10 protein-coding genes are annotated in these 15076 nt (G+C 55.5%); 5 read left to right on the top strand and 5 right to left on the bottom strand.

The genetic code is table 11. From position 1 onward, the window contains the following. Positions 1-158 precede the first annotated feature (158 nt). On the bottom strand, positions 159-950 hold the full coding sequence (locus ACVOLV_RS20210; protein ID WP_481555920.1) for a siderophore-interacting protein: 792 nt from the start codon (positions 948-950) through the stop codon (positions 159-161). Positions 951-1037: 87 nt separating this feature from the next. Next, complete coding sequence (locus ACVOLV_RS20205; protein WP_481555919.1) at positions 1038-1535, bottom strand: PadR family transcriptional regulator; 498 nt, start codon at positions 1533-1535, stop codon at positions 1038-1040. Between the two features lie 395 nt (positions 1536-1930). Between ACVOLV_RS20205 and aceE the strand changes: the two genes are divergently transcribed. The 5 genes from aceE (at position 1931) to ACVOLV_RS20180 (ending at position 11289) form a co-directional block, all read left to right on the top strand. Beyond that, positions 1931-4618, top strand: coding sequence for a pyruvate dehydrogenase (acetyl-transferring), homodimeric type (gene aceE, locus ACVOLV_RS20200; RefSeq protein WP_481555918.1), 2688 nt, complete (start codon positions 1931-1933; stop codon positions 4616-4618). A gap of 472 nt (positions 4619-5090) precedes the next feature. After that, entirely contained in the window at positions 5091-7727 is a 2637-nt protein-coding gene (locus ACVOLV_RS20195) for a UvrD-helicase domain-containing protein (RefSeq protein WP_481555917.1), read from the top strand. Between the two features lie 220 nt (positions 7728-7947). Further along, entirely contained in the window at positions 7948-9813 is a 1866-nt protein-coding gene (locus ACVOLV_RS20190; RefSeq protein ID WP_481555916.1) for a hypothetical protein, read from the top strand. Continuing rightward, positions 9810-10571, top strand: a complete 762-nt coding sequence (locus ACVOLV_RS20185; protein WP_481555915.1) for a hypothetical protein — start codon at positions 9810-9812, stop codon at positions 10569-10571. The genes ACVOLV_RS20190 and ACVOLV_RS20185 overlap by 4 nt, the downstream gene beginning before the upstream one ends. Beyond that, on the top strand, positions 10564-11289 hold the full coding sequence (locus ACVOLV_RS20180) for a hypothetical protein (RefSeq protein WP_481555914.1): 726 nt from the start codon (positions 10564-10566) through the stop codon (positions 11287-11289). The genes ACVOLV_RS20185 and ACVOLV_RS20180 overlap by 8 nt, the downstream gene beginning before the upstream one ends. A 238-nt stretch (positions 11290-11527) precedes the next feature. On the opposite strand, the gene ACVOLV_RS20175 is transcribed toward ACVOLV_RS20180, so the two are convergent. Genes ACVOLV_RS20175 through dcm form a run of 3 tightly spaced genes read right to left on the bottom strand, consistent with a single transcriptional unit; the run spans position 11528 to position 14676 of the window. Continuing rightward, positions 11528-12919, bottom strand: a complete 1392-nt coding sequence (locus tag ACVOLV_RS20175; protein WP_481555913.1) for a type II restriction endonuclease — start codon at positions 12917-12919, stop codon at positions 11528-11530. A 6-nt stretch (positions 12920-12925) separates the two neighbouring features. After that, positions 12926-13354 carry a very short patch repair endonuclease gene (locus ACVOLV_RS20170; protein ID WP_481555912.1) on the bottom strand — a complete coding sequence of 143 codons (429 nt, stop codon included), beginning with the start codon at positions 13352-13354 and terminating at the stop codon, positions 12926-12928. Positions 13355-13356: 2 nt separating this feature from the next. Next, positions 13357-14676, bottom strand: coding sequence for a DNA (cytosine-5-)-methyltransferase (gene dcm / locus ACVOLV_RS20165; protein ID WP_481555911.1), 1320 nt, complete (start codon positions 14674-14676; stop codon positions 13357-13359). Positions 14677-15076 lie beyond the last annotated feature (400 nt).

The following is a 15076-nucleotide window of genomic DNA, read 5'->3' as shown; positions in this document are numbered from 1 at the left end:
GGTGGGGTAGTTTTTGACCGTGTAGAGCCCAGCCATGCTCGGCTGGAGCCTTACGGGTAAAGCCTCTGCCGAGCATGGCTCGGCTCTACAGCTTCGCCGCACCCTCATCCGCCCTTCGGGCACCTTCTCCCGAGGGGAGAAGGGTCAGACCTCAAGCATCACTCCACTTCGTTCGGATCCGCCTTCCAATACCCGGTCGCGCGAATCCACTCCTTCGGCACCTGCAGATGCCCTTCCACAAACTTGCGCATCATCCGCGCGCGCCTGGACTCAGTGGCAATCCAGTAATGCGTATCACCATCCGGCTGCTCGAAATCCACCAGCGCATCTTCCAGCAAGGTGCTGCTGGCCGCATCAAAACCATTGCGCTCGAACCAGGACACAGTCACCTGCGCTGAACTCTCCAACGGCTGCCGATCACCTTCTTCCGGTATCTCGATGAACACCTCGGCCACCGCACCTTCCGGCAGCTCTTCCAAGCGCCGCGCAATCGCCGGCAGCGCCGTCTCATCACCAATCAGCACGTAGCAGTCGAAATCATCGGCCACCACATGCGAACCACGCGGGCCGGCAACCACCAACGCGTCGCCAACCTTCGCGGTGGCTGCCCAACTCGTGGCCGGGCCATCACCATGCAGCACGAAGTCCAGCACCAGCTCACCAGCATCGGCATCGTAGAAACGCGGCGTGTAATCGCGCGCCGGTGAAGGCTGCTTGCCTTCCGGATAGCGCGGGCCCTGCTCGGTGAGCTCCGGCAATACAAACTCGCCTTCGGCATTGGCGAAGAACAGCTTCACGTGGTCATCCGGTGAGCGGCTGTCAAAACCTTCCAGCGCATCGCCGCCTACGGCAATGCGCTGCATGTTCGGGGTCAAGCGTTCCGTGTGCACTACCTGCAGCTGGCGGAAACGCGGGGTCATGCGGATCAATTGGGTTTCATGCTGTGACATGGGGGTACCTGGGGTCAGTGTCGGCAAGGCCGGGAGACCGTGGCTGGATCGCTCTGGCTGGGTCGTTGTGAATAACGGTGGTGCGAATCAGTTTTCCTGCGACTGCTGCTGTACCAGCGCGGTCGCCTCTGCAATCAAACTGGCGATGCGCGCGACATCGGCGTCCTGCCAATCGCCCTTGCGCAACATCAACGAATGGGTGAACTGGTGCATGGCATCGCGCAGTGGCGCCGGCAGGCTTTCCCTGGCGATGACGCGCGAGTTGTGGCGGGCACGCATGCGTGCGGTTTCCACGTCCTCGGCGCGCAGCTTGAGCTGGGCTTGGCCAAGGTTGGTGATGTGGTAGCGCTTGCGTCCGCCGTCTTCTTCGGCGCTCACCCAGCGCTGCTTCTCGAAGTCGGCCAGCAGCGGATACACCGAGCCCGCGCTGGGCGTGTAGACGCGCACGAACATCTCGCTGATCTGCTGGATCAGCTCGTAGCCGTGGCGCGGCTGCTCGCCGATCAGGGACAGCAGCAACAGGCGCAGATCGCCACGGCCCAAGGGGCGCGGGGTGGGGGAGCGGCGCGGTTCCGGGTTGGTCATCAGGGTTTTCGATATATCGAATTTGCGCAAAACGATATATCGAAAACTCTTCCGGCGCAAATGGCAGCGCCTCCCATGGGACGGTGCAGACCAGCAAGGTGGGCATTGCTGGTGGATGACGGGGCCGTTCGCTGGCCCCGCTGTCATCGGGCTGACCCCGGCAGATGGCAATTTCGCCCCGTGTTTAGTGCCATTAAGGATGTTGGCAGGGGTGCGGAAGCTGTCTCCGGCTGTCCTCGTGGGCGCATGAGAACTGTCGCGAACTGTCTTGCAGACACTGGCTTTTGCCGCTCCATACGCATGCGTAGCCAGCTTGGCAAGGTACCGGGTGCGCTACACTTTACGGCTCAAAATAATGACAAGCGCGCGCGTGCGTGCAGTAACTGGGAGCGCTAATGAACTGGTTGAACGAGATGCTTGATAACGACACGAATCCCCTGGAAACCCAGGAGTGGATCGAGTCGTTGAAGGCCGTTATCGATGTCGAGGGCCCCGAGCGCGCACATCAGTTGCTGGAAGGCATGGTTGAACTGACCCGTCGCTCGGGCGCGTTCCTGCCGTTCTCCCCCACCACCGAATACGTCAACACCATCGAGCCGCAGCTGGAAGCCAAGAGCCCCGGCAATGCGGAACTGGAATGGCGCATTCGTTCCATCATCCGTTGGAACGCGATGGCCACCGTGGTGCGCGCCAACCGCAAGCCGGGCGACCTGGGCGGCCACATCGCCTCGTTCGCATCGGGCGCCACGCTCTATGACGTGGGCTTCAACCACTTCTGGCGCGCGCCGAGTGACAACCACCCGGGCGACCTGCTGTTCATCCAGGGCCACAGCGCCCCGGGCATCTATGCGCGTTCCTACCTGGAAGGTCGCATCAGCGAGCAGCAGTTGGACAAGTTCCGCATGGAAGTGGACGGCGGCGGTCTGTCGTCGTACCCGCACCCGTGGCTGATGCCGGATTACTGGCAGACCCCGACCGTGTCGATGGGCCTGGGCCCGCTGGCTGCCATCTACCAGGCGCAGTTCCTGCGTTACCTGGAAAACCGCGGCCTGATCGAGAAGAGCGACCGCAAGGTGTGGTGCTTCATCGGCGATGGCGAGTCGGACGAGCCGGAAACCCTGGGCGCGATCGCCCTGGCCGGCCGCGAAGGCCTGGACAACCTGATCTTCGTCGTCAACTGCAACCTGCAGCGCCTTGATGGCCCGGTGCGCGGCAATGGCAAGATCATCCAGGAACTGGAAGGCGTGTTCCGTGGCGGCGGCTGGAACGTGATCAAGCTGCTGTGGGGTGGTTACTGGGATGCCCTGCTGGCCAAGGACACCAATGGCGTCCTGAAGAAGCTGATGATGGAAACCGTCGACGGCGAATACCAGAACTGCAAGGCCTTCGGCGGCGCGTATACGCGCGAGCATTTCTTCGGCAAGTACCCGGAAACCGCAGCGATGGTTGCCGGCCTGTCCGACGACGACATCTGGCGCCTGAACCGTGGCGGTCACGACCCGCACAAGGTGTACGCCGCCTACCACCAGGCCGTGAACACCAAGGGCATGCCGACTGTGATCCTGGCCAAGACGGTCAAGGGCTACGGCATGGGCAGCGCTGGCGAAGCGCTCAACCCCACCCACCAGACCAAGAAGCTGGATGACGAATCGGTCCGCCATTTCCGCGACCGCTTCAACATCCCGGTCACCGACGAGCAGCTCAAGGACGGCCAGGTGCCGTTCTACCACCCGGGCCCCGATTCGCCGGAAGTGAAGTACCTGCAGGAGCGGCGCGCTGCGATGGGCGGCTACCTGCCGCAGCGTCGCCAGAAGGCCGACAAGTCCTTCGTCGCACCGAAGCTGGAAACCTACGAGCGCCTGCTCAAGGAATCCGGTGAGCGCACCTATTCCACCACCATGGCCTTCGTGCAGACGCTGAACATCAGCCTGCGTGACAAGGAGCTGGGCCCGCGCCTGGTGCCGATCGTCGCCGACGAAGCGCGCACCTTCGGCATGGAAGGCCTGTTCCGCCAGATCGGCATCTACGCGCCGTACGGCCAGAAGTACAAGCCGGTCGACGCCGACCAGCTCATGTACTACCGCGAAGACCAGAGCGGCCAGGTGCTGCAGCAGGGCATCAGCGAGCCGGGTGCCATGTCCTCGTGGATGGCGGCCGGTACCAGCTACTCGGTCAGCAACGTGCCGATGCTGCCGTTCTACATCTACTACTCGATGTTCGGCTTCCAGCGCATCGGCGACATCGCCTGGCAGGCAGCGGACATGCGTACCCGCGGCTTCCTGCTCGGCGGCACCGCCGGCCGCACCACGCTGAACGGCGAAGGCCTACAGCACGAAGATGGCTTCAGCCACATCGTTGCTGGCGGCATTCCGAACGTGCGCAGCTACGACCCGACCTTCGGTTTCGAAGTAACCGTCATCCTCCAGCACGGCACCAAGGCCATGATGGAAGACCAGATCGACGAGTACTACTACATCACCCTGATGAACGAGAACTACGCCCACCCGGCCATGCCGGAAGGCGCAGCCGAGGGCATCATCAAGGGCATGTACCTGCTCACCGACGCCGGCAAGCCGAAGAAGGGCGAGCTGCGCGTGCAGCTGCTGGGCAGCGGCACCATCCTGCGCGAGGCCATTGCAGCGGCCGAACTGCTGGACAAGGATTTCGGCGTCACCGCCGACATCTGGAGCTGCCCGAGCTTCAACGAACTGCGTCGCGATGGTTTCGATGCCGAGCGCTGGAACCGCCTGCACCCGGAAGCCGAACCGCGCAAGCCGTACGTCACCGAGCTGCTGGAAGGCCGCCAGGGCCCGGTCATCGCCGCAACCGACTACGTGCGCGCCTACACCGACCAGATCCGCGCCTTCGTGCCGGCCACCTACTCGATCCTGGGCACCGATGGCTTCGGCCGTTCGGACACCCGCGCCAACCTGCGTCGCTTCTTCGAGGTTGACCGTTATTACATCGCGCATGCGGCCATTGCGGCATTGGCGAAGGACGGGAAGATGACGGCTAAGGATGTTGCCCGGGCTATCAAGCAGTATGGGATTGATCCGGAGAAGGCTAATCCTGTTGGGGTTTGATTGAGTCAATTTATTGAGTAAAGAAGGGCGGCCTTGGGTCGCCCTTCTTTTATTCCATTTTCAGATCGATCGAACTATGACCTTGCTGACCGGCCTTAGGATAATGGCTGAGGGACGACGATCTTGCAAAGCTTGCGAGGAGTGTCGGGATGGGCGCGGAGGATGCTGCCCTAGGTTTGCAAACGATCGAGACTGATTTCGAACGGGGGGGCATTCTCTGTCTATGTCGATGATTTTCCCGGTGATCGGGTTCGAAGTCAGCGGCTTCTAGGTGTTTCGCCTTTACATTGGGTTTGGGTTTGCGGTAGAACTTGAGACAGTAAGCTGCCAGTGGCTCCTCCAATGGAGTCCAAGCTTGGATCGCAATTTACAAAAAGCTGGTTGGTAAATATTTTTTGGCGTGATCGCGATTCATATGCAAGTTAAGTGGGTCGAGATTGATTTGTAACGAGCTAGTCAAAGGGAAGGGGCGATGCAAAGTAGCAAGGTAGATGCCGTAAAAGGGGCGTCAGACGTTAAAGTGCTTGAGTATGATGAGTATCGTAAATCTCTCGTTTCTCTAAGACGTAGAGGTGGTCCTTATCAAAAGGCCGCTGAGAAAGCGATTGTCATGCAGGATGATTTGCGTGAAGCTGGTTCGCGCGCTAAGTTGCAAGTTACCGATCACGGTGAAAGTAGAATTAAAAAGGCCGTCAAATACGAGCTTGGTTCTAACGCTTGTCGCCTAATTACAATTCAAGATTCGGGGTATATATTTCTTTGCTTCGTTGGTACGCATGACGAAGCCGATAAATGGCTTAATAAAAATCGCGGTCTTACTATTCGCGTTGATGAGATAGGTCGTGCCTTCGCTACTCGCGAGTCAATTGATATAGCCGAGCCAAGTAAGAGGCTGAATGGAGATATTGGCTATACAAATGAGCCGCTACTAAGTCTATTGGATGAGCGACTGCAAGATGCATTGATGCGCGGGTTAAGTTGGTCATTAGCGAGGAGTATAGCTAATGTTGAAGTTCACGTTTCTGACGATGATATCGAGAGCCTTGCAAGTAAAGTTCTGAACGAGGATCAGAAAGGTGCCTTGTTCGATGTGCTAATCGAATTGCGGGCTGAAAATGTTGAAGGTGCCGTAAGGCGGGTGCGTTCTTACATTGGTGAACTTCAGGCGGTGGATGTGGTCGCTGAGTCTGAGCCTAAACCGGAATTGATTGATAGTAGTGACTTTCAGAATGTACGGGTTGATTCTGAGCATTATCGAAAGTTGATTGAGCACTTCGCCGCAAATGCAGATTTTAAAGATTGGATGCTATTTATGCACCCCGATCAGCAGCAGTATGTTGATGCTGACTATTCCGGCCCTTCAAAGCTCTCAGGTGTATCGGGATCCGGAAAGACTTGTGTAGTAGTTAGGCGTGCTCTGGCTTTAGCGGGAAAGTACCCGGATGAGAAGATACTAATCCTGACCTTAAACAGATCTCTCGCAGCACTGATCCAGACACTGGTTGATAAGGCTGCTCCGTCGAGTGTCCGTAAGCACGTTGAAGTTCTTCCATTCTTCAAGCTATGTCAGAAGTTACTGTCTGAATTCGAGCCCGAGAACTCACGGCTCTATGATGATGTGACATGGAAGTCAATGGAGCATATTGATGAAATATGGCGCGAATATTACAGGTGTGAACTTAATAATTTCGATGCGCGAGTATTGCAGCGTCTTCATGATAGTTTGATTTCTCGCGGGATTGACGCGGAGAGCTACATCCGTGAAGAATTTGACTGGATCAGAAGTGCGACGCTCTCGGGCAGCCGTGATGCATATTTGAAAATGGAGCGTACAGGTCGCGGCTACCCTTTAGACGAAGGTTTTCGAAGGGAGCTGCTTGAAGGGCTTAGTGGATGGGAGGGGAAAATGAGGGCTGTTGGCGTCACCGACTATTTGGGTGTTGCGAATGCCCTGTCGCTGCACATGGAGCGCGTGGTCCCCGCCTATCGCTGCGTGCTGATTGATGAGTCGCAGGATTTCGGGACCGTAGATGTCCGAATTATTCGTCGCCTAGTGCAGGAGGGTGAAAATGATGTTTTTCTATGCGGTGACGCTGCTCAGCAAGTCTCATCCAAGCACCAGAACTTGAATGATGCAGGCATGTCTGTCCCCGGCGCCCGCTCCCATAAGTTGGTTCTTAACTATCGGAACAGCCGCCAGATCTTGGAGGTTGCCCATGGTGTTTTGATGGATAACATGGCGATGCAGATGCTCGAATCTAGGGATTTCGAAATCTTGGACCCGAAATTCGCTAACTTTGGAGGGCCTACTCCTCTGTTGCTTAGGGCAGAAAGTCAAGAGGATGAGCTTGCAGCAGCGCTGCTTTACGCTACGTCTGAGGCTCAGGCGAATCCTGTCGCTAAGATATGCGTTGCCATCTGCGGATATACAGAGCACGAGTTGGCGTCGTTCGCTCGCGGAGTTGGTCTTCCGATATTGAATGGTGATGCAAGGCTGGAGGATGGGCAGGTTTTCATCTCTGACCTCGAGAACACAAAGGGTTTCGAGTTTCAATGTGTTGTTATCGCGAATTGCTCGGCAGGAACAATTCCTTATCTCCGATCCCCGCCCGATGAGAACTTTCGAGATTTGTCCCGCTTGTATGTTGCTATGACGCGCTCGCGCCAGCAACTAGTCATTAGCTATTGCGATTCTGTTTCTACCTTCCTGCGTGCGCAAAAATTCCGGTTCGATGAGTACACGTGGAAGGACTATCTTTCAGTTGCGGATCAGGGAGGGGTCGTCCAGTTGCCACGGAGATTGGAGCAGTTGCGAACCGATTCTCCGGCACGAGATTTTCTTGAAATGACGGGCGAAGAGTATCTGTATCATGAGCATGCGGTTGGTTGCCCACAGCTCCTAGTTGAGAAGCTGCGCGGGTTGATTTCTGGTAAGAATCGAAGCGTTGGCGGAAATGCGGTGGAGTGGAAAAATATCTGGGGTGCTGTCAAGGACACCGCTTCCAATCCGCGTAGTAGGCAGTCGTTTGGGCCTGAGGGATTTCGCTTGTTTCGCGAGAGGTTTCTTCCAAAGCTAGGGCGTGGTGACAACGCTCGTAGTGAGAAATAGTTTATCTGTTTTCCCCGCTGTAAGGGGGGGGGCTCTTGTGGAATGCGCCATATTCGACTTGCGGGCTTTGGGTGATTTATGGTTCTAGCTTGGTGGCCTTTTAAAGGGTGAGGTTGGTTTTATTTGGGGCAATGAAACGCCATTGGCGGGATCTCAGTATCTACTCCGGTTGGATTGGGTTTCCTCCGTTTCTTACGGGTGCTCCTACGATTCAGGATGAATGAAGCAAGTGCTGAGCTCAGGGGGCTCTAATATGGAACTTATTTTCAGACAGCTTTCCGTAAACGAGATGGAACGTCCTCCCACACAGCGAGATCAGTTCGACAATGATGACGTTGAACTGGTTGATGCGCTTGTAAGGGAGTCTATTCAGAATTCGCTGGATGCCAACGTACAAGGGCAGGTCGGCAATGTTTCCGTTTGCTTTAATGTCAGAAAGTTTGGTGGGGAAGAGAAGCGCGAGGTACTAACTCTACTGCAGGCTGAAAGTCTCAATCAGCATTTGCTTGCAGCCGATCTTCCAAGGCTTGAAGAGGAGAGAGACATCTCTGCTCTAACTATCGAAGACTTCGGAACCACTGGTCTGACCGGCAAATGGGACGGGTGGGACGAAAAGCCATTTTGTGATTTTTGGCGCAGAATGGGACGTTCCCATAAAGGGGGGCTGTCGCTTGGAAGATGGGGTTTGGGGAAGCTGGTATTCTCCAGCTCATCCAAAGCAAGGGTATTCTTAGGCCTGACGATTCGTCACGATGATCCTGAGCCTTTATTGATGGGTCAAGCGGTGCTTACGCATCATGCACTGCAGGATGGGCTCCGGCTCGATTCGCATGGCTTCTATGCACTAAAAGGGGACGGCGGCTTCCAGTTGCCCGAACGCGCCGGTGGCGCGGTAGACGCATTCAAGAAGCTTTTTGGCTTGCGCCGCTCGGGTGAATCTGGACTTTCAATCGTTGTTCCTGTTCTCCGCGACAACATTACACTGGATCGTATCGCTCAGGGCGTGGTCCGAAACTATTTCTTTCCTATCCTTTTCGGTCGCCTGGAGGTCCAGGTGGGTGAGCTTGTCATTAACGAAAGTACGTTCGTCGAGATGGCTGAAAAATTGGATGCTGATCATTTTTCGGGAGGGCACCTGGCCGGTTTCATCCAAGAGATGAAGTCTACTCGTGATCCTGGCTTCGAAGCTCCAGTGTTGCTGCCGCATGACTGGCAAAAACAGGGCAAGGATATGGAGCAGATGCTTGGAGACAATCTTGAGCCCTTGAGACAGCAGTTCAGTGGTGGCTCGATCGTGATGGTCCGCGCGCCACTTCTCCTGAAGCGCAAAGATGGTAAAGAGCACGCGTCTTTTGTGGATGTTTTTCTAAAAAGAGCAGCCATTGACCATCACTCCTTGTTCGTTAGGCGTGCGATCGTTCTTAGCGGAGAACAAAAATATTTCAAGGCGCCAAAAACTTTTAGCGCGCTGATAGCTGATGATGCAGAGGTTTCCGAATTTCTTGGGGATGCTGAGAATCCTGCCCATACCGGTTGGTCCGCAACGGCTGAAAAGGTTTCAGGTAAGTGGCGCAGTGCCCCTGACAGGTTGAGGGAGATCAGGCAGCTATTGAGGAGATTGCACAATGTACTTGTGAGCGCAGTAGAGACCGTCGAAAAGGATGCCCTCGTTAATATTTTCTCCCTTGCATTGGGTGGTGGATCAACAGGCGTAGTCCCCAAGGGCGATAAAGTGCAACCTCCTAAGATTCCCCCGATTGAACCTCGGGCTCGTGCGTATCGTTTGGCCAGAACTGCTGACGGATTTAGTTTGCAAAACGATGCTATATCAGAGGAGGACCTTCCTATGGGTATTCGTGTTCGTGTTGCCTACGACGTCCTTCGGGGTAACCCCTTCCGGAAACACAATGTCGCCGATTTTGATTTAATGAAGAAAGAAATAAAAGTTGATGCATTGGGAGCTACCGTGACAGCCGCCTCAGCCAATGTTCTGGTTGTTGAGGCGAATAGTGCGCAGTTTGTGGTCAGTGTTGGTGGCTTCGATCCCAATCGAGATCTCATCATCGATGCGGAGAAAGTATCATGAGTCGTCGCTTCAACTACACTGGACGCCGAAAGCTGATGCGCTCCGATATTCGCATTCGTGTTCATGAAGTGCTGGGAGGACCACAGAAGTTCACTGCGGATTTGACGATTCCGGAAGCTATGAAGCTTGATCCCCAGGGCCGGGTTTACGTGGAGGCCTACATTGGCGCCTCCTCCATGCGTTTTGATTTTGGTACAGTTGCAGCGGTATTGCCGCCGCTAGATTGTTCGTTGACGGAGATTGATGAAGGTGCGCCTGTCCTTTTCCGAGTCCGCGTGGTTGATGAATCGCAGAATATTGGACGTTTGTTGGCGGCTGCAAATGGCATTCGGCCGGCGGGCGAGGATGATGAGGGGCAGCGAAAGCCTCTGCTTCCGCTCCGGAGTTGTGATCTTGGGGAAGAGGTGTGGCAGCTGCGATACGACCCTGATGCGGGTTTTGAGCTGGCGGTAAACAGTCGAATACCTGACATATTGGCGAGCTTCAAATCAGATCCTACAATTGCAGGGCTCGTATACCCCGAGGTCGTTCGTCAAATTGTTCGTCGTATTTGGGGGGGCGACCCAGTTGTGGAGGATGATGCAGACTGGGCGGCAGATTGGAAAGATTGGTTGGAGGAACTTCTTGGTCGTCAACTCACGGCGGAGGACGAACCTGAGATTGATGACATCGCGGATGATATCGCTAGAATTTTCGCCTCTAGGTCCAGATATGTTTCTAGCATGATTGCGGTGAAGAGGGACGGTATATATGAGTAAGGTGCGGATCCTTAATGAGTTGGGATTGCGAAAATTTGGAGAGTTCCTTGCATCTGCGCGGCGCGAGTCGTCGTTACCCACTCCGATAGAGCTGCTCAAAGATGGACAATTTTCTGAGCCCTTCTATCCTGAATTGGAAGTCGAGTTTAGGGATTTTGATAGTGCTTATGAGCTCGGTATCTACATGAACAGTGTTTTTGGTCGGGGCGAACAGAGGGCTCTCTCTCGAAACCATGCGTTGTGGTCATGGCTCGCGCTTTTTTTCTTCGATACCATTGCTAAGCCAAATTCATTGGGGCACCGGAAAGTACTGGAAGATGCGGTGTACTTGCTCGACGGACGTTTCAATTTTCAAAGGTACTATCGCCATCAAGTGCGAGCGGCTTGGCTAGCAGTTCGAATGCATGAGGAGAAGGCTAAGGTACTGCTTATTGCTAGCGGTGGTGGAACGCGGACAGAAGTAAGTGAGCAGATCGGTGCCTATCCCGATCTTTTTGGTTGCGGGACCGTTATAGAGACTGCATATAGACTGTACTTCGATATGGAACTGCAGAAGCCGAAGAGAGGGACTAGTGGAAAGGGTAGCGGAACGCCGCGGCGGTTGGCGGCGGTGATTAGACAGCTTCAACTTACTTATGACTTGAGCGATTGTCCTGTGGATGATTTGATCCGTATTCTCCCGCAAGAGTTTTCAAGGTGGATTCCTAGTGAGCGATAGATAACGTTTGACGTTTCGTCTGTTAACGGTTCCATGGCCGTCAAAATTTTCTATCAGACAGGGAAGTGCTTGCACTATATGCAGCTTTCTGGGTTTGTCTGTAGAGCGGTATCCGATTGTTTTCTATCGCCGCATCTTTTCCAAAGTTGGGAAAGGTTTGCGCAGTGTCTTAATAGACAGGCTGTTCGCCGCTGTAGTGAGTTGCCTGTTTATTAAAGCTAAGGTTTTCAGTGGGTCATTACAGTTCGGCGATTATGTATGGCTCTTTATTTGGCGAGCCAATACTGGATGGGTGTAGGAAAGATGGTCGCTTCTTTTTTATTTCTATCTCAAAAAAATCCCGGAATGAGATGACATTGGAGTGTTTGCTGTACGCAGCTTCCTTGCTTGTCTTCAAGGATTCAGGAACCACCAGTGCGATGTCGGCAGCCTGCATTTCATCCAATGCCTGGGTTGAAACGCGATCATCGACCGTGGCCAGGAAGATCGCGCAGTTGAAGCGTTCATGCGTGACCTGCTTCCAGCGCTCACGCAGTGTGGTTTTGGCTGAGAGTATGGCGGCATCGTTGTAATCACGCTCGTCCTTCCGCTGGACCGAGCGCTTGTCTGGCAGTACGAAGTCAGGCCTGCGCCCGCCGAGAATCGCCTGTTCTTCAAAGCGGACATTACCCGCTTTAAGCATAGTTGCTAGGTGGTACTCGAATGAGCGCCCTGCACGGGTTTTGCGTTGCTGGCTCGCACTCAGGAAGATCCGGTCAAGTTCCGCGAAACCCCGTACGACCGAGGTTGTCAGGTCGGAGTGCTGGATCAATGCGGATATCACTTCAACGGCACGGCGCCGCAATTCATAGCGTTTGAATATCTGATACTCGTGATCGCGGCTGATGCGCATCACCGCATCGCCGGGCGCATCCATCTGGAAGGGATCCAGAGATCCCAGCTTGTCGGTCTTGAAGTAAGCAGCCTGTGCTTCTTCAGCCAACTTCGATGGAGAGGGCAGGGTGGCGACAGATGCCAGAAGCTTGTGCAACGTTCCTTGGCGTACCGCTGAGTTGATCTGCTCGATGAGTTCGGCAGAAGCATCCCTGTCCAAGGCTCTGGCGCTCAGGAGCGCGGATGGCTCGATGATCTCGTGATGGAAATCTGAGTCGATATCCAGGCTCGTCTCAAGAATCTCTGCATCCTGACTGGTGGAGTCAATGACGATGAACCAGTACATTGACTCTGCGACAGGTTCCTTCAGTCGGCCACCAATGAGCCATGAAGCCGGGTTCAATCCCTTGAACAGCTCTGGTGGAATGACTGTCAGATGGGTCTCGGGGCCCTTGTTGCTGTAGTGGCGCATACCCGAGTTCCTGTGCTCGCCTGTCTGTGGCCAGAAGGTCACACAGGAAGCCTGGAAGATATGTGGTTTGTCTTCCCTGGCCAACAGGGGAGGGAAATAGCCTGATTCGCGGATCAAGCGGGGAATATAGATTCCGGCTTGATGCTTGCCCTTGTCATCGGCCCAAGAGGTGTCATTCCTGGAGAGCTTCTTGAGGAAAAGCTTGTTGCTTCGCGACACCCAATGCTCAACGAGCTCCCATTCGCTCTCTTCGGCAACGTTCTGGAACAAGGCGATTTCCTCCATGAAGCTTCAGCTCTGTTGTTTGATCGTAAGGGCAAGTCCGTCGAAAAAGGCTGCTCGACCCTCCTCGTGGATACCCCGCAGTAAACATTCCCATACTTCAACGGTATTCCACCTCATCTCCCTGAGCTGGGTTTTCACCCGCTCATCGCGAGAACGGTTGGAATCGATCTTCGCCTGCCAGAACTCCGGTCTCGTCTTGGGCAAACGGTACAACGGGCAATCGTGGCCGTGCCAGAAGCATCCATGGACAAAAACCACGGTCCGGTACTTAGACAGCACGATATCCGGTCGTCCAGGCAATCCAGCCCCACCGAGGCGGTAGCGGAATCCCCTCGCATGGAGGCCCTTGCGCACAAGGACCTCCAGTTTGGTATTCGAGCCACGGATCCGCGACATCTGTGCAGACCGCTGCGCGGGGGTAAGACTGTCAACCAAGTTCAGGCCTTGGCCTTCTTCTTTGCTGGCTTGGCCGGCTCCGAAGCGGACTCCTGCAGGAGGTGGGGAACCATGATCCGCGCAACCTCGCTGATAACCGGAACCACCACCGAATTGCCGAACTGCTTGTAAGCACGGGTATCGGATACCGGGATGCGGAAGTTGTCATCGAAGCCCATGAGGCGCGCGCACTCACGCGGCGTCAGGCGACGGGGATTCTTCTTCGATCCCTGCGAGATCAGGATTTCCGAGCCGTCTTTGTAGTACCGGGCAGACAACGTGCGGCAGGTTGTTTCGGGGGTCACCAGACCGAAGCCGAAGCCGTTGCCCTTGTCTCTATGCTTCGCTGCATAGTTCTGCAGGTATTCCCAGAGTTTGTCGGACAGCGTGTATTTGTCCAGGATCTTGCCCTTGGGGCCACTGATGTATGGGGCGTCAGCGGGCTCGGAGCCATCCTGGCGGTGCATCACTGATCCCATCTTTGGCGCGAAGCCAATGTCGGGCAGATCAAGATCGTCCCAGGTGAACGGAGTTTCTTCCCGGAACCCGACGATGATGATGCGCTCGCGATGCTGCGGGCCGAAGTGCTTGCCGTTGATCACTCTGTGGTGGACGTGATAGCCAAGCTCGTTCTGCAGCACATCGATGATGGTCGAGAAGGTGCGGCCCTTGTCGTGGCTCATCAGGTTCTTGACGTTCTCCAACAGGAACGCGCGTGGCTTCTTCTCTGCAATGATGCGGGCTACGTCGAAGAAGAGGGTGCCTTGCGTCTTGTCTGAGAAGCCGTGGGGACGACCCAGTGCATTCTTTTTTGAAACACCTGCGATGGAGAACGGCTGGCAGGGGAATCCTGCGAGCAGCACGTCGTGGTCAGGTACGTCGCTCTCGTGCACTTTCGTGATGTCGGAGGCGAACACATGACCTTCCCCATCGTGGAAGTTGGCTCGATAGGTCTTTACCGCGTAAGGGTCCCATTCGCTGGTGAACACGCAGCGGCCGCCCTGTTTTTCGAAAGCTGTACGGATGCCGCCGATACCGGCGAACAGATCGATGAAGCGGAATTTTCCTTCGCCTGCTGGCGGCTCGCCGAAAGGCAGCAGGCGCTGACGGATTGCTTCGGCGACATAGGGCTTGGGTTCGGTTTCGCGGGTCTGCCAGCGGCGGACAGTCTTCGGATCGACTCCCAGTGCCTGGGCGACCTCCTTCGGGCTGAAGCGTTGGAGGGAAAGGTCGATCAATTGGTACGTATTCATGAAGGCTCCGGGAACAACGGGGACAGTATGTCCAATTTCTTCCCGTGGGAAAAGAAATAAATCAGGCAAGCTCGTCGGAGTCTGTAAGGCTTTTTGAGCTCCCTCCTCGAGAGGCTGACTTTGTGACTTGCCTGTCGCAGGAGTTGAGACAGGTGGGCTGCGTTGGCACAAGTTTGTGGAGCGAGCGCAACGCTGCGGCCAGAAGTTGTAAGGCTTCAAGAGGGTGTAGCTCAGCCGTCAGGTAGTTGATAGCTGTTCTCATGGAAGTCTTCTTCTCGATCCGTCGATCCCTCGATGCAGAAGGCCGAAGTCATGCTGCAGCGCTAGACGCTGTCGCTACCAACTGACTGCTTCAAAACCGGGGTGGGGGGGGGGGGGTGGGGGGGGGGGCCCCCCACGCTTCCAGCAAGCAAACGTCAAAAGCCCCCTCATCCGCCCCTTTCGGGGCACCTTCTCCCGCAGGCGGGAG

The sequence above is a fragment of the Stenotrophomonas sp. STEN023 genome (assembly GCF_056760135.1).
This window is presented reverse-complemented; position numbering and strand designations above follow the sequence as displayed.